Origin of the sequence: Arcanobacterium phocae, from assembly GCF_018913465.1 — a bacterium.
Taxonomy (GTDB): Bacteria; Actinomycetota; Actinomycetes; order Actinomycetales; family Actinomycetaceae; genus Arcanobacterium; species Arcanobacterium phocae_A.
This window is the reverse complement of sequence record NZ_JABAPM010000001.1, coordinates 348378-366683: the sequence shown is the minus strand read 5'-3', so window position 1 is coordinate 366683 and position 18306 is coordinate 348378. Positions and strand designations below refer to the sequence as shown.

The window sequence follows — 18306 nt, the reverse complement described above, 5'->3', positions numbered from 1 at the left end:
TTTAGTGCGGGGACAGCGCTAGGGCACTGTCCCCGCACATGGGTTTCCAATGGAGAGGAGAATTATTTATTAGAAGCCCTTAACTCCTTGAGCCTTAGCTAACTGAGCAAACTGATCCTGAGTTGCTTTAGCTGCTTCCTCGGCTGTTACAGTTCCATTGACCATGTTGGCCAAGTTGAGGTACAGATCCGGATTTGCAACTGCCAGCGACTGCATCGATCCTTGAGCATTCTCAAGGGACTTTGCCGAATCGATCAAAGCCTGTGGGACCGAATCTGGAGTCTCTACCGTGGAAAGTACTGAGACAATGTTTTGATCCTTGACAAAAGCCTCATATCCATCTGACATCCAGAAATTGAGGAATTGACGAGCTGCAGCTTCGCGCTTGTCATCTCCAGTCTTGAATGCAACCACGCCACCAGTTTGTTGCGGAATGGATGTACCCATGGTGCTTTCTTTGGAAATCGGGAAGAAACCGATCTTCTGATCTAGAGCCTGCTTATCATTACCTGCAAGGGCTTGGATTGCTCCAAAAGCACCGTTAGCTTGGATGATCATTGCGGTCTTGCCTTCCCACAAGGCCGATGTTTGCTCGTCAAACTTTGCCGATCCAGCATCCTTGTTGTACAAGCCATCGTCAAACATGCGTTGATATTCCTTGATAGCTCCGAGAATGTCAGGACCTTCGAACGAATCCTTGTTCTCATTGATCCGATCCCATAGACCGTCCTTAGCAGCATCAGCAAGTTGGACGTTTACCGCCCACTGAGTGCCCCACTGGTCACCAGCCATCTCAAACAATGGAGACTCGACTCCTGGAATGTTAGCATCGCGAATCTTTTCCGCATCAGCAATGAATTCTTTCCAGTTCTGTGGCATCTCAGTGATGCCAGCCTTTTCAAAGACTTCCTTGTTGTAGTAGATACCTTCTACGTCCGGCGAAGAGATGAGAACAGCATACCGCTTTCCATCGATTTCCCCGCCAGCTTCCGGAATCCCTTTATTATAGTTAGAAAGGAAAGGCGCATTGTCGAGTACCTGCAATTTATCTTGCGCAACAAATCCAGCCAAAGCTGACGATGTTGGCTGCCAGAGCAACAGATCCGGAGTGTCCCCTGTTGTTACTTTCGTTTGGACATTGGACTCGTAATTATCTGGGATAGTTTCAATCTTGACTTTGGCACCAGTGGCCTTTTCAAATTCTTCGGCTACTTTAGCCGGAATCTTGTTCGATGTTTGAGCAGCCCAGATAGTAAGTTCTGTCCCATCGAGCTTATTCGTTGCTGCTGGCCAGTAATCGGTAGCGGTTGTATCGGCCGCATCAGAACTAGTTGCTGTTGGATTATTTGCGCAACCTGCGAGAGATAACGCCGCAACCATAGCTACTACTGCGGTACTTTTCCACATCTTCTTGCGATTCATGCCTTCCTCCTTGAAGGGTATGATCTTAAACCTTATGGAACGGTACGAAGATTTCGCGTCCATAGAAACATGATACATGGTATCGGTTCCATAGCAAGTGGTTTTAATAGAATTACCGTTAAATCAGGGCTTATACCCAACTCTATTTATCCATTAATAAAAATGGTGGTAGCCTTTTCATATCTATCATACGTAACTTATGGTCCTGACGTGAGATGTGCATAAGTACTGCAGTCCTCCCCTCAGGCAACACGGCAATAGCTACTTGGAGTGATGACGATGAATGCCACTAGTAATGACATTGTGCTACACCAGCCACTGCCAACCGGAACCGAAGCGCCTATCGAGGCACCTCGCACCGCCGTCGTCATATCCCAAACTCCCACGTTGCCCACAATCACATACTGGGGACGCGACTTCGATGCACAAGCGCATTCATCCCTTTTCTTCTCGCAAGCCGCCCAACTGATTAACGCCGGCATCGATCAAGCAGAATATGCATCGCTGATGCCATTGCAGTCCCAAGGCTGGTCCGGCACCCCCATGCTTACCCTCACCCGAGACAGCAAAGTCCTCTTTCCTGACTTTCGAGTAACAAACCATGAGTCCACGGACTCCTCATACACTTTTACCGCAGAGGGCGACGACGTCGAACTAAGCGTCACGCTAAGCATTAATAGCAGTGGCCTTCTGGTTCAACAAGCAACAATCACCAACGTAGGAAACAGCACACTCGGAGTCAACCGCCTACGGCTGGCGTTCCCAGTTCCGCCCACAGCACGCGAACTATTAACTTTTACCGGACATCATCTACGTGAGCGTGCTCCGCAACGGCACAACTTCGAGCAAGGCTTTTTCTCGCAAGAATCCTGGATCGGCCGGCCAGGTTTCTCCTCCGGCTTCCTTTTCTGCGCCGGGGCTCCCGGATTCGATTTCACCCACGGCACTGTGTATGGCGTACATACTGCATGGAGCGGCAACACCGGACACTTTGCCGAACGAACCGCTTATACGCATGGGCTACTTGGTGGCGAAGAGCTACTTTATCCGGGAGAGATCAAGCTCAACCCTGGCGAAAGCTACACCTCTCCCCGGCTCATTGGTTCCTGGGGAGAAGGCTTAACTGAGCTATCATCACGATTTCATCACCACCTGCGCCGTGTTCACGCGAATTTTCGCACGGGCACCCGCCGGCCAATCACGCTAAACACCTGGGAAGCAGTTTATTTCCAGCAAAAGCCACAAACCCTAACTAACCTTGCCAGCATGGCAGCGGATATGGGGATAGAGCGCTTTGTTGTTGACGACGGCTGGTTCCGAGGCCGTCACGATGACTTTGCTGCCCTCGGCGATTGGGAAGTCGACTATGACGTGTGGCCAGATGGTCTTGCTCCGCTAGCGGATCACGTCCACGCTAACGGAATGGAATTTGGCCTCTGGTTTGAGCCGGAGATGATATCCCTCAATTCTGATCTAGCGCGCGCACACGCCGATTGGGTCCTCCGACCAAACAACGATCGTCTACCGTTGCCCGGACGCCACGAATACGTTCTCGATTTAGCTAATCCGCAAGCCTTCGCCTACATTCTTGATCATATTTCCGCGCTCATTGAGCAGGTGGGGATCGATTACATCAAATGGGATCACAATCGTTTCATTACAGAGGCTATTTCGCCTTACACTGGACGTCCAGCCGTCCATGATCAAACTTTGGCGTATTACCAGCTGGTTCGCCAGCTACATGAAAAGTTCCCTGAGCTAGCAATCGAAAATTGTGCTTCTGGCGGTGGTCGTGTTGACTTGCAGATTAGTGAACTCACGCATTCGGTGTGGACATCCGATTGTACGGATCCAATCGAACGCGCCGATATTCAACGTTACACATCGTTGCTCCTGCCACCGGAGATGCTGGGTGCTCATATCTCAGCCTCTCCATCACACCAAACTGGCCGGACAACAACGCTGACCACCCGTGCAGCCGTTGCTTTCCCCTACGGTTTTGGCTTTGAACTAGATTTAACTCAATTAAGTGATTTAGATCGGTGGCTCAGTGGCGAATGGGTTACGTTACACAAGGAAGCGATTACTGAGCCGATGCAGAGCGTCCACGGCGACGCACTAGATCCAGCCGTCCGCGTTGACGGCGTGGTATCTCAAGACAGAACCTTTGGCTTATTTACTATCTGCCAGCTTGCAAGCTCAGCAGACTACCCTATTCGCCCAGTAGTGTTACCTGGTTTGCGCTCAGATTTAATGTACCGCGTTCGACCATTTGGTGGCGCGGGGAGATACGGGGATTCCGACGTCACCGGTCGGCCAGCGCCACAGTGGTGGAACGACGAAGGCACGCTAGTTCCAGGACAAGTTTTAGCGACATGGGGAATACGGTCCAAGCATATTTTCCCGAACAATGCTGTCATGGTCGAAGTCACTGCAGTTAGCAACGACCAATAGTTTAGCGGCGGAAGATAGATGACGGTTTATCTTCCGCCGCTAAACATCAACTACTGCGGACAACGTCGTAGGACAACACCCACGACTGTTAAGACTCCCGTCACCATCGAAAGTAGAACGATACTCAAACCAGTCCGAGCAAGCCTAGTGGCTGGAGTTACTAGCTTGATTTGATTTTCTGGCACCATCCCATTTTTGTCTCTGACTATTGGGGCAGTCTCGGGAATCGCCCACTTTCTTGCTGACACAGCCCCCTCTTTATCCTCGACCACTGGCGCATTCTCGGGAATCGCCCACTTTCTTGCTGGCACAACCCCCTCTTTGTCCTCAACTACTGGCGCATTCTCTGGAATGGCCCAGTTTGCAGCAGCGGCTGGGCCAGCTAAGAAAGTTACCTTAGCTAACTGTATGTCTGTGGGAGCTATACCCGGTGCCTGAACATGCGGAAAATGGATCCTTACAAAACGAGTTCCCTTCGGCAAATTCAAACCGTCGAACGTAGTGCGGGCGTAACTTGGATTCGGCTCCACAAAATTCTCCACAACGCGTGGATGAATGGTCTGCCATTGCCTGCCGTCTAACGAACTTTCCATTATAAAATCAAGAGAACCATCTGTATAATTCTCACGAATAGAATGTCCATGCGGCGCTTGCCAGCCACCAATTGGAAGAACATCATTCGCATCTGCGAGTGTCCGATAATACGTCGTCAAATGTACGTCACGAATATCCGGTATTTGGTAAGTGAGCGATTGACTTTCGTTCTTTTCATCAGCGACTAAGCGACTAGTTTCATACCTAGGTTGTCCGCCGTAGAAAAAATTATTTTTATTCTCAAAATCGGCTTCGCCATCACTGAGAAAACGCATCCCGGATGTCACGGCCTGTGGTTGAACGAGGTATCCAGTACTACCACCATGTGTCATCTGTGTGTCATCTGATCGGGCCCACTCTAGATCGTCGAAACGAACTACGTTATGGCTAGGCTCTTGGTAGACACGAATCCAATCGATTAAAAACTCACTTTCCTGTTTCGTATTTTGTTTTTCTGAATCTACTGGTCCCACCCAGCCATCACCGACTTGGGTTTCCAGAATTGGAAACATTGGTCGCGAATGCATTCCGTCTAATGGTTCACCTCGTCCGCGGTCTGTCGAGAACGCGTAACTTCCATCGATGTACCAAACTATTTTTTCGGGGCTCCACTCCACTTCAAATACATGGAATGCTTGGCTCCAAGCCTCATAAGAAACGCTAGCATGGCCTATCTGATCTTTATTTTTCCCTAAAATTCCGAAGTGATTAGTTGTCCATGCTTCCCACGGATTCTGACCTAGGTACTCCAATACATCTATTTCATCGTGCCCAGTTTCATCCTGCGCCAGCATCCAAATCGCAGGCCAAATACCTTGTGAATCATTCGGCTTAGCACGTACAGCCATTCGACCATATTGGAACGAGTACTTATTCTTCGATTCCACCCGACCAGACGACCATGTCACTTTTGGTTCAAGATTCTGATCTGCACTATATTTATCCCAACCTACATCAGCAATGAGTGCTGCGGTATCAGGATAGTTCTTCGACGTTAGTGCAAGATACGATCCTTCACCGTCTTTCTTAATTGAAACAGCTTTGCGGTTATAGATCGCCGCATGGTTTGCCATGCCATCGATGATATTCCACTTGGTTTCATCCACGCTATCGTTATCAAATTCATCTGACCAAACTAACTCGGTATAGGGCGATTTTGGCGTTTGGTATTTAGGGCGGTTTTCATTAAAGTTCTTTCCGCCAGCCCAAATCTCTACTTCACGGTAGTTCACCGGTGATTTTTCATCTTTTTCAATAGTGAAACGTATCGTTCTGCCACTGACCGATGCGGATGGTGTTATTTCTAAAGGAGCATTTTCGACGTTCACATTGCTATGCCGATAAACACTGTGTCCGTGTTTATCGGAGGCATTTCCCAACACCTCAACATCAATAAATTTATAGTTCCCAGGAGCTAAATCCAGAACAATGCGAGAAATTGAATAGGTATTGCGGTACTCAAATTGGAGCCATCTACGGCCACGACTATTGTGGGTAGCATAGCCACTGTCTCTGGAACCGTCACTAATTTTCTCAATATTACTAGGAGCCAATCCGTAAACATACGGACTTTTATGTAGCGCGATATTGCGGACATCAGGAGTATCTGGACTACTGGGCTCTTCCCCCGGTTGGGCTGGTGAAAGTACCTCGATTTCCCTGAAACCTACTCCATTAGAAAAGCCGCTCCAGTTACCGTTAAAATTCTCAATATAATGCCCCTTCTGCCAGATTCGGATATACCGTCCTTTTGTCGTCTGCGATGGAACAAGGACTTGTGGCATATACTGGGTATCCTTGGTTTCCTGATAATCCCCATCTGTCAGCGTTATTGCATGTGTAAACTCGCGATTATCAGCTACTTCAACTTTGACGTTTTTGAAAGTAGATGAGGCCGCTGGATATCCGTTATGAAACAGTTTTACAGTACTAATATCGCGAACCTGTTCAAGATCGTAGACGAGATACACATCGTCCCAAGTATCAAAACCATTGTTATGGAAGCTACTATTTTCCTCGCCAGCAAGAATCTTCGTAACATTCGAATCATTAGGCTGAAAGCCACTGTCTCCATCTGTTGCACTTGCCGGGTTTAAAATCGCAACTTGCGGGATAGTGCTGTCTGCACTTGGATGCAACGTAGTTGCATTAGTTTCAATAGGCTGTTTGCCTAGAAGCGCATTAACAAGTACCGGGTCGTCTTTAGCGGGTAAAGCATTGACATATGATGTCCCAGTCAGCACCAGAGCCAAGGCACAAACACCACTAATTACACTGTTTTTCACCAAGTTCATAGAGAATCCTTCCGGATGTGGAAATGAGCGTCATTGCTAATTTCCTATAAAAGGAGATGTAAAACACACTTAAAGAGTGTATGGTAACGATACCACGAATCAACTGTTACAACATATAAACAGCTAAATTCATGACCAATCAGGAATGAAAACGCTTTCACGCTCGAAATTCTCCAGCGGGGCTGATATTTAGCCTTGCTATATATCTATTTGGGAACCGCTCAACCTAAGACCACAATGCCAGTTAGAAACAAAAAATATAATTTCTGTGTCCGTGGCTGAGTACTAGCGTTAAAATAAAAGTCGACTATCGTTGATACATCAACGTTTTAAAAGTGCGCGAGGAGGGACTTGAACCCTCACACCCGAAGGCACCAGAACCTAAATCTGGCGCGTCTGCCAATTCCGCCACTCGCGCGTGATGTAACCATAAAGATCGTTACCAGTCTAGCATACATAACTGAGGTGCTGGACTCAAAATTGTATCAGCAATGCTGACGTAGATCACATCACAGGTTTCTGACGTCACTCGTCAATTCCCAGTTCCCGGCGGACACGTGCAACGTGACCCGTTGCCTTCACATTGTAAAAAGCGTGTAAGACTGTACCGTCTTTGGCAACCACAACAGTAGAGCGAATTACACCGCGGAGAATACGGCCATAATTTTTCTTTTCGCCATAGGCTCCCCAAGCTTCGAGAACTTCCTTCGATGGATCTGAAGCTAACGGAAAATTCAAGTTCTTCTTAGTTGTGAACTTTTCTAGCGACTCAACTTTGTCTGGCGACACCCCGATCACCGAATAGCCTGCGCTCTTCAACGAGTTCTCTGAATCCCGGAAGTCACAAGCTTGGGTGGTACAACCGGGTGTCATAGCCCGCGGATAGAAGTAGACGATCACGCCTTTATCTGCCTTGGAGAGTTCTTCCGACAGTGATACTTTTCCACCGCCAAGTGTATCGAGAGTAAAATCTGGAGCCTTCTGCCCTACCTCTAAACGTGCCATGATGTTCTCCTTAAAACGTACCTAGCTTCACTTCTACCCTACTCGCCCGAGAACGTAGCAAGCAGGTCCAGTGAGACTATGAGCGTAAAAAGGATGAAGCCGAAGATCATTGGAATGAGGCCAAAGGGCGTAGGAAAAAGTAAACCAGCACCTAGCGCTGCGGTTGCACACAAGTTCATCGAATCGCGACGCCACCCCCAAGCGCCCACTCCGACCATAATCGAAGCTAAAGCTCCGATAAGAAGACCAGTGGTATTGCCGTGAGCAGCAATGATCGTGTACCACCCAAGAACTGCCATAACTCCGATAAAGGTTAATGACACAATCATCATGGGACGTTCAAACGCACGCATACATACCTCCAAAAGCAGAGCAACGCGGCACGTTCGCCGTCGTCGAAAAATCTCTGTTCCTTATCCTACCGTGTTCACCAGCGGCACAACATCAGCCACCGTCCGCTATCAAACTGGCACAATCGAAGTATGAGTGAAATTGCTTCTGAAGATATGGAACCATGGCTTTCGCCGGAAGAACTCGAGTTTGTCCGAAACAAAGTGCCGATGCTTTACGTAGACATTATTCCAGTACGCATCGATGACGCCGGACGTATCGAAGCAATCGGCCTACTTCTCTCTGCTAAAGACGTTGGCATCACTCGATCAATCATCTCTGGCAGGGTGTTGTTCCATGAGTCTATCCGGGACGCCATTATTCGTCATATTGACAAAGATCTTGGACTTATGGCGTTGCCACAGCTACCTGCATGCTTAACGCCGTTCACCATCGGTGAGTACTTCCCTACACCAGGCGAAGGCTGGCACGATCCACGCCAACACGCAGTTTCACTTGCGTATATCATTCCGATGGCTGGGGATTGTTCTGCCAGCGCCGACGCGTTGGAGATCACCTGGTTTCCGCCACGTGATCTCCTCACCACATCACTACAGTCAGAAATCGTCTCTACTCATTTGCCACTGATCAAACGAGCACTCGCCCATCTTGGAATCGAATAGGATTACTGAAAAACGTGATGTGCGATGATCGGGCCAAGCTCTGCGAATGCCCGGCCGCGATGCGAAATCGCGTTCTTTTCTTCGGGCGTTAGTTCAGCCGCGGTGACGTAATAGCCGTCTGGCTGGAAGATCGGATCGTATCCGAAACCGCCCGCACCTACAGCCTCATAGCGTAGCGTTCCGACCATGCGACCCTCGCGAACAAATTCTTGACCGTCTGGCATTACCAGCGCAGCAGCACACGCAAAATGAGCAGACCGATATTCGGGCAACACATCGCTTAACTGAGCGAGTAACAAATCCAAGTTGGCCTGATCGTTACCGTGTTGACCGCTCCAGCGTGCCGAGAAAATTCCTGGCGCACCGCCGAGAACGTCCACGCAGATTCCGGAATCGTCGGCGACTGCCGGGATGCCGGTTGCTTGGGCAATTTGCCGAGCTTTAATCAGCGCATTGCCAGCAAATGTTACAGCATCTTCTACCGGTTCGGGCACATCGAGATCAGCAGCGGAATGGATTGCAGTTAAATCGATCCCGGGTAAAAACGGCGCCAAAATTTCCCGCAATTCACCAACTTTATGGGCGTTTCGGGTAGCAAGGATTAGACGCGGTTGAGTTCCCATCGTCGTTATTTCTCCGCCAGAACCGCAGTTTGCTTGGCAGTGAGCTCCTGACAACCCTTTGTTGCTAAATCAAGCAAGACTCCCAGTTCAGTGCGATCAAATGGTTCACCCTCGGCAGTACCTTGGACTTCAACGAATTTTCCAGAGCCAGTCATCACAACGTTCATATCTGTCTCTGCACGTACGTCTTCTTCGTAAGGCAAGTCAAGACATGGCACGCCGTCGATAATGCCGACCGAAATTGCTGCCACCGAGTCCTTCAGCACCGGCTTACCGGCACGTGGCTTAATGTGCCCCTGTGCAATCCCCCAAGCAACTGCGTCTGCGAGTGCAACGTACGCGCCCGTAATAGATGCGGTACGGGTTCCGCCGTCGGCCTGCAGAACGTCACAGTCAAGCACGATCGTGTTCTCTCCCAGTGCACTCATATCGACGACGGCACGCAAGGCGCGTCCGACTAGGCGGGAAATTTCTTGAGTACGGCCCGAGACTTTACCTTTGACTGATTCACGCTGGTTACGGGTGGAGGTTGCACGAGGCAACATGGCATATTCTCCAGTTACCCAACCCTCTCCAGAATCTTTGCGCCACCGCGGAACACCTTCAGTAAAGGACGCAACACACAGCACTTTGGTGTTGCCAAATTCGACGAGGACAGAGCCTTCGCCAGCATCAAGGAAATTACGGGTAATTTTTACTGGGCGAAGTTCATCGGTTGAGCGACCGTCGGCGCGAGAAAAAGTAGTCATAGAATTAGTCTACCCGGGTACGTATCGGTCCGCAGACTACCGCAGGCCGAGCCGAGATATACCCTCGTCAGACAGCCTCATCGTGACGAGCCACTGAGACACCACTTCTACCCATCCTTCTTCTACAAGATGCTTAATGTGGCGGCTGATCGTAGGAGCCGATTTCTTTACGTGGCGTTCTAATTCTCGACGTTCCATCGCAGTCCCACCGGAAAACAATTCTGCTTGGGCAAGAACCCATAAAATCGTGGAACAATCATTATCCACCTCGATGAACTGTTTGCAGTACGGGGTCTCTTTGACCAATATGAGCAATAACTACGGCGATAACAGGTGCCCCAGACAAGTGCGTTAATTCCTGCAACATCGTTTCTAGACCTGCCATTATTTTCTGCTCCTATCGAAAACCCGTATGGATGACTTTCTGAGATATGGTCATCACTTGCACTAGTTGATCACAGAATAGCTTCCCATCTGGAACATCAGCTTTATCGTCTCCGTCTTCAGTTACCGCATAATAAAAAGCTCGGATGTCTGCCGGAGCTCGAAGTGCTAATTTTTCAGGATTATCAGCCAAACCCGCTGCCGCATATCAAAGTATTTCACATCCAATTCCACAAATCCGGCAATATTACCTAGTTGACTTTAAGGAAGTGTGATACATTTAGTGTGACTTACTTAACTTTATGGGATGAAAAATGAAGTCTATACATCGCGAAAAATCAAGCATTGTCCGTAGCAAAATTGTTGTAATTATCCTCTTAGGCTTGAGTACAAGCTTCTCATATCTCGCTACGATGGAAAAGTTCCATAGATATGCAGCTTCCTTCAGCATTATCGCACTGATCTTTATGATACTTGCCCTCACCTACGCTGTAGCGAAAATATCTCATAGTATGTCCCGCGCTAAAATCTATAGTATTGTCACCGCGGCCATCTTAGCTGGTATCTTAGCGTCCTATCTTATCTTCCCACTAACTAAAATCTGATAGTCCCTTACAAGCTCAAACGCGCAGTTTCACAACAAACATTCAAGAAGGAAGTTTAAGTATAAAAACTAGTGCAGTAACGCCTAAAACTAATATTAATGCTGAGAGCTCCAAGCTCATCGAAACGTTACCAATGGTGAATCTCGATAGTCCACTTTCTTCGATATCCGCAGGATATGAAGCAGTGTCGATAGCACCTGGCCTCCGCAGACTTCCAGAAGACGAATCATCCTCCCTCACAGTCCAGGCAAAATGTTAAACCACACGCCAAACTCCATAGAATCACTACTCTGGGATAGAGTGGACGCTTTTAGCTACAAGAACACTCGACTGATCTCAGTTCCATTAAATGGACCAGAAGAGCTTCTCGCGGTTAATCGTGTAGTTTTTTATTCCGAACAAGATGAGGTCCACACTACTGAAATATATACAGCAATCAAGGACGCCCATAATGCCAATGTGAAATCTTGGGCTGGCAACAAACTAATCCACGATAAAAATATCGAATTACCATCCGAACCTGAAGCTCAAAATACAACTGGGTTCACTTTAGATGACCTTGATCGGAATAAGCTGAATGACTGTTTGGGCAGGCTAAACATCGACAGGTGGGTAGCTGACATGATCGCTGTTGTATGGCAGTACAGCATGCGCCACCACACTTGGTGGAGGATGTGTATTTTGTTAATGGACTTGCAACCGGAATCCGGTCCGCAGATCTTGTCACATGTACCTCTCGCTCATGGACATAAAAACTACTCAAAAACTCGACATACGTTTCTGACGCTAGTGAGCCTAGCTTTACTGGCTAGGCGCTCACTAGCTACTCAACTACTTGGCTTACCTTAGGCTAGAGCGTGTAAACATCGCCAGCGCTAGCCACGTGAACATCGCCGTCGAAAACACTGCGCGCATCTGCCGCATTCTTCCGCGGATTAGTCCATGGTTGCAGATGCGTGAGTACCAAACGTTTTGCACCGGCTTCAGCTGCCATCTGTCCAGCTCGCACACCCGTTAGGTGCACTCCGCGAACCGTATCACGCCCTTCTTCAAACGCCGCTTCAGAAAGAACAAGATCGGCGTCGCGTTCGGCGTCGATAACGCTGTCGCAGGTATCGGTGTCTCCAGTAAAGGTGAGAACGGCCGGTCGGCCCAAGTCCGGGTCTTCAGAAGGTCCGGTAATCCGTAACGATAAGGCTGGTACCGTGTGATAGGCGGCGAAGAATTCAACGCTGAACGGACCAACATGAACAATATTTCCCGGCCCAACGGCGTGAAAATCGAATTCAGTTTCATAGGTTTCAGCCGGATCATCAGCTGACAGTCCCCGAACTCGCGCGGCCCCATCGCCAGGAGAATATACTGGTATCTGTGGCAATGCGCCCTCGGGATACCAGCGTCGGTATACCTGCATACCTACCATGTCTGCACAATGATCAGCATGAAGATGTGAAAAGAACATTGCATCTATCATCGCGGGATCAACATAGCGCAACAACCGTCCCATCGCTCCTGGCCCAAAATCAAGCACGATCGAGAACGTTCGTTGCAGTCCTGACTCATCTTTGCCTTCGGCTTGGAGTAAATACGACGACGCCGGCGAATCTTTACCAGACATCGAACCAGAGCAACCAATAATTGTGAGTTTCACTTAAAGCGTCTCCTCAAGAGGCGGGATTAGGGTGAGCAGATGGAACGTCAACATGCGAAACATGAGATACCTTTGGGCCTAAGAACCTGCGAGCCAAGACCCGGAATGAATCATCAGCACCTGTGACATTAAACTGATAAATCGGCTTTTCTGAACTTGGGGCACGTAACAGATCTGATTCAGTCAGTCCACGATAGACATCTTTCGCAGTCTCATCAGCAGATGAAACCAGCAGAACATCCTCGCCCATCACGTAACCGATAGCACCAGAGAGGAATGGATAGTGCGTACATCCAAGAACCAATGTGTCCACGCCGGCTACTTTGATTGGTGCTAAATAGTCTCTGGCCGTATTCATCAGATCAGCGCCGGTAGTTATACCTGCTTCTGCAAATTCTACGAATCGTGGGGCCACAGCGGAGGTTATCTGCAGATCAGGAACAGCCGCAAACGCATCCTCATAAGCCCCAGATCGGATCGTCGCTTGGGTAGCAATCACGCCAACTTTTCCATTACGGGTTGCGCGGACTGCTGCTCGTGCCGCGGGACGGATCACTTCAACAACTGGGATTCCCTGTTGAACGGTGTACCGTTCCCGGGCGTCATGCAAAACTGCTGACGATGCCGTATTACATGCAATCACCAGCATTTTTACGCCGGTTGCAACCAGATGATCCATCACATTCAACGCTAGTTCACGCACTTGCGCAATTGGGCGCGGTCCATACGGGCAATTAGCTGTATCACCAATATAGGTCACTGATTCGTTCGGGAGCTGATCAATAATGGCGCGCGCAACAGTCAGGCCCCCGACCCCGGAATCGAAGACCCCAATCGGGGCGTCATTGCGTGCACTATTCATACTGTCAATTTTACCCGCGAAGCGACTTATGGCGAACTGCGCTTATCAGTGACTCTTGCCACCAGGTCACCATGGCATAAAGCACAGCCATCATATCTTCTTGAGTTTCTATCGGCGGTAAGCCAGATGTGTCACGCGAACTCGTCCCGGTGAATATGCCAGCACGCTCATAGATACGTGCCGCATCGTCGTCGTCAGCGATCTCTAACCGCATAGACAACACCAACCGAATATCGTTCATTGCCGCCAACCACGCAGGTGCCGCATCATTCGTAATCGTGACGTCCATAATCCCTTCTGGAATCGTAGACAACGTCTCATACATTGACACTAGATGATCGATCTTCGTTGCAGCCACGCTTTCTTCGGTAATAGCCCGAAGCTCAGCGGCCAGTTCGGGGTCTTCGCTCATATCCGGCAGTAGCCGTTCTAACGCATCATCCATCGGCAAATCAGGAACCGTAAACAGGTTTTCATCGCCGTCGTCTTCTACCCGTTTTTCGATAGCTGTGAACTGATCTTCGAAAGCCGCAAATGGATCCTCGGCAATTCGTTGCCGGCGATCCAGTTCGCGATCAACGTGCGACCCAAGAATCACCACAACGTCTGATGCCAGCCCCATCATCATGGCGCGTTCTTCGTCATCTAGTTGGGCCTCGTATCCACCGCGTACCGCCAAAAATGCGCGCATCAGTCCTCCTGCTCTAAGGTTGCTCGCAGGCCATATCCGTGGAGCGCCTGAACATGGCGTTCCATCGATTCACGTCCGCCACTAGCAACCACTGCCCGTCCCTCTCGATGAATCGTTAGCATCCGAGCACGCGCTACAGTTGGTGTCATCCCAAAATAAGTTTCGAAAACCCACTGAACGTAGGTCATCAGGTTAACGGGATCATTATGGACAACAGTGCGCCACTGAGCTTCAGTCAAACCATGCTCAGCGGGTGCACTATGAGTTTCAGGAACAGAATTAGTCACGTTTCTAGTCTACGCGATTAGTCCAGAGGGCGAAAACACAGCTTGTTTGGTAGATTTTTTGTCCATTCCCGCCTACGGTTAAACCATGAAACATTCTTTGAGTACCGCTCTGCTAACGGATATGTACGAGCTGACAATGATCGAGTCAGCTTTCGAAACTGGGCGCGCTGAATTACCGTGCGTCTTCGAAGTCTTTGGCCGCCGTCTCCCCGGTTCACGGCGTTACGGTGTAGTCGCGGGCACGGGACGTATTTTAGAAGCTCTGCAAGATTTCACGTTTGACGACGACGAAATTGCCTACTTGCGTGATGCCCATGTTGTTGGCGAGCGCACCTTGGAGTTTTTGAAGAACTGGCGTTTTACTGGAGACATTTATGGGTATGCCGAGGGTGAATGTTACTTCCCGTACTCGCCGTTACTTACGGTAGTCGGCACTTTTGCAGAGTGCGTTGTACTGGAGACTCTCGTTTTGTCGATCTTGAATTATGATTCAGCGGTGGCGACGGCGGCCTCGCGAGTGACGATTGCGGCACACGATCGCCCATGCTTAGAGATGGGGGCACGCCGGACGCATGAATACAGCGCAGTTGCGGCAGCCCGTGCAGCGGTTATTGGTGGTTTTGTGGGAACTTCTGATCTGGAGGCCGGACGCCGGTACGGTATTTCGACGATTGGCACTGCAGCGCACTCGTTTACTCTACTTCATGGTTCTGAAGACGAAGCTTTTGCGGCTCAGATCCGCACTCTTGGTCCGAGCACTACATTGCTTGTGGACACGTACAACATTCACGACGGCGTAGAGAAGGCAGTTGCAGCAGCACGCGCGGCTGGCGGCGAGCTCGGCGCGGTTCGTATCGATTCTGGTGATTTGGTTGCTCAAGCGTTCCAAGTTCGTGCTCAACTAGACGAATTAGGTGCGACGACGACGAAGATTACCGTCACCTCAGATTTGGACGAGTACGCTATTGCGGCGTTGAACGCTGCTCCGGTGGACTCCTACGGCGTCGGCACAAAGCTTGTGACGGGGTCTGGTCATCCCACAGCGCAACTCGTGTATAAGTTAGTGGCGCGCAAGGATGAAGAAACCGATACCTGGGTTGGAGTCAGTAAGCGGTCTGAGTCTAAGGCCTCTCGTGGTGGACTAAAGGTTGCTGGCCGAAAGTACGATGTCACTGGCCGAGCCACTGCAGAATTAATCGTCACTGTCGATGATTTCGAAGACGGAATTGCTTACCTTAAGGAACAAGGTGCTCGCCCACTTCAAGTTATCTTGGTGTCTGGCGGCGAGATTCAAGATGAGTATATGAACGCTACTGCGTTGGGCCGAGCCGCCGAACGTCATCGTTCTTCTCGCGCTGCACTGCCATACAACGCATGGCGTCTGTCCGAAGGTGAGCCTGGTATTCCGACCGAATTCGTCGATATTCGATAATTTACACATACCAAATAATTGGGTGGGTAGTATCAGCTACCCACCCAATTATTTATTTACGCCCAACAAACCAGCGCTGCAACTGAGCGATACGTGCCTCGATCTGTTCCAGCGAGGCACGAGCTACTTCTGGCCCACCACACGCATTGCGCAGATCGGTGTGGATAAGAGCGTGTGCTCTCCCAGTTTTCGCCGAATATGCTGACACGATTTTTGATAATTCTTGCCGTTTTTCCCGACGACGACGCGAATTCATCACCGGAGCCGTACCAGAGGCGGGACGCTTAGCGGCTTTACTTTGTTGATCATGCTGATGTTGGCGCAACAAGGTGGCAACGTCGTCGGGCTCCAGCAACCCCGGAATGCCCAAGAAATCAGCTTCCTCATCCGAGCCGACTTCTGCCCACGAGCCGAAATCGTCGCCGTCAAAGACGACCTTATCGAAGGTAGCTGCCGCCGAAAGTGCCCGATACCCGGGGCCTTCCAAATCATCAGAAGCTTTCTCTTCACGGTTAGCTTCTGCCAAGGATTCGTCATCCCAGCCTTGTTGCTCTTCGTCAGATGACGGTTTATTCAGCGCATGGTCTCGTTGGGCTTCCAGCTCCCCGGCAAGCCCCAGTAGCCGAGGCACCGATGGTAAAAATACCGACGCTGTCTCGCCACGCTTGCGAGAACGCACGAAACGGCCAATTGCCTGGGCGAAAAAGAGTGGCGTCGAAGCAGACGTTGCATATACTCCTACGCACAAGCGTGGAACGTCCACTCCCTCAGATACCATGCGTACCGCCACCATCCATCGGCTGGTACCGGCAGAAAACTGGGCGATTTTATCTGAGGCAGTGTTGTCATCCGAGAGCACCACAGTAGTTTTTTCGCCAGTGATTTTATCTAGAAGTCCAGCGTATGCTTTCGCGGTTTTGTGATCGGTCGCGATTACTAGGCCACCAGCGTCGGGAACGCTTCGCCGAACGACGTTTAACCGTTCATCGGCTGCTTTAAGCACAGCTTGAATCCATTCACCGCTCGGGTCCAGAGCCGTGCGCCAAGCTTGTGCGATCAGATCCTTGGTAAGCGGTTCGCCAAGCGTTGCTTCCATCACTTCGCCATGCTTGGTTTGCCACTGCATATTGCCGGTATAAGACATAAACATGACTGGACGGACCACGAAATCACGTAAGGCTTCAGCATAGCCATAGGTGTAATCCGCCTTCGAACGATAAACGCCGTCACCATCAGGCTCATAGGTCACGAATGGGATAGCCGACGTATCCGAACGGAACGGTGTTCCAGTAAGGCTTAGCCGATGCTTCGCTACCGAAAATGCCACCCGGATAGCGTCACCCCATGAAAGATTATCGCCACCGTGGTGCACCTCGTCCAAAATAACTAGCGTTTTTCGCGAGGCAATACGCTGGCGATGGAACATCGGCGCACGGGCCACCTGTGCGTACGTCACGCAGGCACCGTTAAACGACGAACCTAAACCGATATTCGAGTTCGAAAAATCCGGGTCTAGCTGTAAACCTACTCGGGCGCCAGCTTCCGCCCACTGGTATTTCAAATGCTCAGTTGGTGCGACCACAACGATTTCATTGACCTCGCGGCGGGCCATCAGCTCCGTGGCAACGCGAAGAGCGAAGGTCGTTTTTCCAGCACCTGGAGTAGCCACGGCCAGAAAATCCTGTGGCATAGTTGCCATAAACTGCTCTAGCGCTGCCGCCTGCCAGGCACGCAGAGATCCGGCAGTACCCCACGCCGCACGACGCGGGAATACCGGAGGAAGATTTTCAGCTGCCGAAACAGACGCAGATTGTGGCGTATGTGCTGAGCCTTTCAGCTCAGAACTCATTGTTCACCTCCAGCGCCGTTGTCTGATCCTCCCTTACCTGGAACATTGGGTCCGAACGGCCAACTATTGCCCATATTCCCCATCTGCTCATAGATTGCTTTGCATGTAGGACACAGCGGGTACTTATCTGGGTTACGCACAGGTGTCCATACTTTTCCACACAAGGCCACCACTGGACCACCTTCAACAGCTGATTGCACAATACGATCTTTGCGAACGTAATGAGCGAACCGTTCATCATCGCCCGGTGCTTTTTGTTCCTCGGTATGTTCAAGAACAGCAGTAGTTGATGATGGATTCAAGCTTGGCGCTTGTGGCTGACCAGGCTCAGAAGGACGAGCATTCGGATCTGAAATAGACATACATCTAGTTTAACGTAGGCACCGGGTAA

Annotated in this window: 18 protein-coding genes and 1 tRNA gene; 3 read left to right on the top strand and 16 right to left on the bottom strand. The window is 50.1% G+C overall.

Features of this window, described 5'->3' with window-relative positions:
* Positions 1-69: 69 nt before the first annotated feature.
* Positions 70-1422, bottom strand: coding sequence for an ABC transporter substrate-binding protein (locus KSO86_RS01735; RefSeq protein WP_216378184.1), 1353 nt, complete (start codon positions 1420-1422; stop codon positions 70-72).
* A 279-nt stretch (positions 1423-1701) separates the two neighbouring features.
* Between KSO86_RS01735 and KSO86_RS01730 the strand changes: the two genes are divergently transcribed.
* Entirely contained in the window at positions 1702-3876 is a 2175-nt protein-coding gene (locus KSO86_RS01730) for an alpha-galactosidase (protein WP_216378185.1), read from the top strand.
* A 50-nt stretch (positions 3877-3926) separates the two neighbouring features.
* Here KSO86_RS01730 and KSO86_RS01725 read toward each other — a convergent pair whose 3' ends face one another.
* The 4 genes from KSO86_RS01725 to KSO86_RS01710 form a co-directional block, all read right to left on the bottom strand.
* Positions 3927-6764, bottom strand: coding sequence for a glycoside hydrolase family 16 protein (locus KSO86_RS01725; protein ID WP_216378186.1), 2838 nt, complete (start codon positions 6762-6764; stop codon positions 3927-3929).
* 336 nt (positions 6765-7100) lie between these two features.
* Positions 7101-7182: transfer RNA gene (locus KSO86_RS01720), tRNA-Leu, on the bottom strand.
* A 107-nt stretch (positions 7183-7289) separates the two neighbouring features.
* A complete protein-coding gene (bcp, locus tag KSO86_RS01715) occupies positions 7290-7769 on the bottom strand; it encodes a thioredoxin-dependent thiol peroxidase (protein ID WP_216378187.1) in 480 nt (159 codons plus the stop codon).
* 38 nt (positions 7770-7807) lie between these two features.
* Entirely contained in the window at positions 7808-8122 is a 315-nt protein-coding gene (locus tag KSO86_RS01710; RefSeq protein WP_216378188.1) for a hypothetical protein, read from the bottom strand.
* Positions 8123-8251: 129 nt separating this feature from the next.
* Here KSO86_RS01710 and KSO86_RS01705 point away from each other — a divergent pair, with 129 nt between their 5' ends.
* Positions 8252-8782 (top strand): NUDIX hydrolase family protein, encoded by a 531-nt coding sequence (locus tag KSO86_RS01705; RefSeq protein WP_216378189.1) that lies wholly within the window; start codon positions 8252-8254, stop codon positions 8780-8782.
* A 2-nt stretch (positions 8783-8784) separates the two neighbouring features.
* Here the strand turns inward: KSO86_RS01705 and rdgB are convergent, their stop codons facing one another.
* The 9 genes from rdgB to clpS all read right to left on the bottom strand — a co-directional run bounded on the left by rdgB (position 8785) and on the right by clpS (position 14634).
* Positions 8785-9405: an RdgB/HAM1 family non-canonical purine NTP pyrophosphatase gene (gene rdgB / locus KSO86_RS01700; protein ID WP_216378190.1), complete on the bottom strand. Its 621-nt coding sequence runs from the start codon at positions 9403-9405 to the stop codon at positions 8785-8787.
* A 5-nt stretch (positions 9406-9410) separates the two neighbouring features.
* Positions 9411-10154 carry a ribonuclease PH gene (rph, locus tag KSO86_RS01695; protein WP_216378191.1) on the bottom strand — a complete coding sequence of 248 codons (744 nt, stop codon included), beginning with the start codon at positions 10152-10154 and terminating at the stop codon, positions 9411-9413.
* A 36-nt stretch (positions 10155-10190) separates the two neighbouring features.
* Positions 10191-10421, bottom strand: a complete 231-nt coding sequence (locus KSO86_RS01690; RefSeq protein WP_216378192.1) for an ArsR family transcriptional regulator — start codon at positions 10419-10421, stop codon at positions 10191-10193.
* Positions 10414-10539 (bottom strand): hypothetical protein, encoded by a 126-nt coding sequence (locus KSO86_RS08585; protein WP_301281026.1) that lies wholly within the window; start codon positions 10537-10539, stop codon positions 10414-10416. Before KSO86_RS08585 ends, KSO86_RS01690 begins: the two co-directional genes overlap by 8 nt.
* 12 nt (positions 10540-10551) lie before the next feature.
* Positions 10552-10731, bottom strand: a complete 180-nt coding sequence (locus tag KSO86_RS01685) for a hypothetical protein (protein ID WP_216378193.1) — start codon at positions 10729-10731, stop codon at positions 10552-10554.
* Positions 10732-11993: 1262 nt separating this feature from the next.
* Positions 11994-12794 (bottom strand): MBL fold metallo-hydrolase, encoded by an 801-nt coding sequence (locus KSO86_RS01680; RefSeq protein ID WP_091280830.1) that lies wholly within the window; start codon positions 12792-12794, stop codon positions 11994-11996.
* 13 nt (positions 12795-12807) lie between these two features.
* Positions 12808-13656 (bottom strand): glutamate racemase, encoded by an 849-nt coding sequence (gene murI, locus KSO86_RS01675; protein ID WP_216378194.1) that lies wholly within the window; start codon positions 13654-13656, stop codon positions 12808-12810.
* Between the two features lie 10 nt (positions 13657-13666).
* Entirely contained in the window at positions 13667-14347 is a 681-nt protein-coding gene (locus KSO86_RS01670; RefSeq protein ID WP_216378195.1) for a DUF2017 family protein, read from the bottom strand.
* Positions 14347-14634: an ATP-dependent Clp protease adapter ClpS gene (clpS, locus tag KSO86_RS01665; RefSeq protein ID WP_366493224.1), complete on the bottom strand. Its 288-nt coding sequence runs from the start codon at positions 14632-14634 to the stop codon at positions 14347-14349. Before clpS ends, KSO86_RS01670 begins: the two co-directional genes overlap by 1 nt.
* A gap of 85 nt (positions 14635-14719) precedes the next feature.
* Here clpS and KSO86_RS01660 point away from each other — a divergent pair, with 85 nt between their 5' ends.
* Complete coding sequence (locus tag KSO86_RS01660; RefSeq protein WP_216378196.1) at positions 14720-16066, top strand: nicotinate phosphoribosyltransferase; 1347 nt, start codon at positions 14720-14722, stop codon at positions 16064-16066.
* Positions 16067-16118: 52 nt separating this feature from the next.
* On the opposite strand, the gene KSO86_RS01655 is transcribed toward KSO86_RS01660, so the two are convergent.
* Positions 16119-17915 carry a DEAD/DEAH box helicase gene (locus KSO86_RS01655; RefSeq protein ID WP_216378197.1) on the bottom strand — a complete coding sequence of 599 codons (1797 nt, stop codon included), beginning with the start codon at positions 17913-17915 and terminating at the stop codon, positions 16119-16121.
* Entirely contained in the window at positions 17912-18277 is a 366-nt protein-coding gene (locus KSO86_RS01650) for a DUF3039 domain-containing protein (RefSeq protein ID WP_216378198.1), read from the bottom strand. The genes KSO86_RS01655 and KSO86_RS01650 overlap by 4 nt, the downstream gene beginning before the upstream one ends.
* Between the last annotated feature and the right edge of the window lie 29 nt (positions 18278-18306).

Bases quoted from the DNA above. Each gene is read 5' to 3' on its own strand.
- KSO86_RS01735 (WP_216378184.1), bottom strand. From the start codon at position 1,422: ATGAATCGCAAGAAGATGTGGAAAAGTACCGCAGTAGTAGCTATGGTT.
- KSO86_RS01730 (WP_216378185.1), top strand. From the start codon at position 1,702: ATGAATGCCACTAGTAATGACATTGTGCTACACCAGCCACTGCCAACC.
- KSO86_RS01725 (WP_216378186.1), bottom strand. From the start codon at position 6,764: ATGAACTTGGTGAAAAACAGTGTAATTAGTGGTGTTTGTGCCTTGGCT.
- bcp (WP_216378187.1), bottom strand. From the start codon at position 7,769: ATGGCACGTTTAGAGGTAGGGCAGAAGGCTCCAGATTTTACTCTCGAT.
- KSO86_RS01710 (WP_216378188.1), bottom strand. From the start codon at position 8,122: ATGCGTGCGTTTGAACGTCCCATGATGATTGTGTCATTAACCTTTATC.
- KSO86_RS01705 (WP_216378189.1), top strand. From the start codon at position 8,252: ATGAGTGAAATTGCTTCTGAAGATATGGAACCATGGCTTTCGCCGGAA.
- rdgB (WP_216378190.1), bottom strand. From the start codon at position 9,405: ATGGGAACTCAACCGCGTCTAATCCTTGCTACCCGAAACGCCCATAAA.
- rph (WP_216378191.1), bottom strand. From the start codon at position 10,154: ATGACTACTTTTTCTCGCGCCGACGGTCGCTCAACCGATGAACTTCGC.
- KSO86_RS08585 (WP_301281026.1), bottom strand. From the start codon at position 10,539: ATGGCAGGTCTAGAAACGATGTTGCAGGAATTAACGCACTTGTCTGGG.
- murI (WP_216378194.1), bottom strand. From the start codon at position 13,656: ATGAATAGTGCACGCAATGACGCCCCGATTGGGGTCTTCGATTCCGGG.
- KSO86_RS01670 (WP_216378195.1), bottom strand. From the start codon at position 14,347: ATGCGCGCATTTTTGGCGGTACGCGGTGGATACGAGGCCCAACTAGAT.
- KSO86_RS01660 (WP_216378196.1), top strand. From the start codon at position 14,720: ATGAAACATTCTTTGAGTACCGCTCTGCTAACGGATATGTACGAGCTG.
- KSO86_RS01655 (WP_216378197.1), bottom strand. From the start codon at position 17,915: ATGAGTTCTGAGCTGAAAGGCTCAGCACATACGCCACAATCTGCGTCT.
- KSO86_RS01650 (WP_216378198.1), bottom strand. From the start codon at position 18,277: ATGTCTATTTCAGATCCGAATGCTCGTCCTTCTGAGCCTGGTCAGCCA.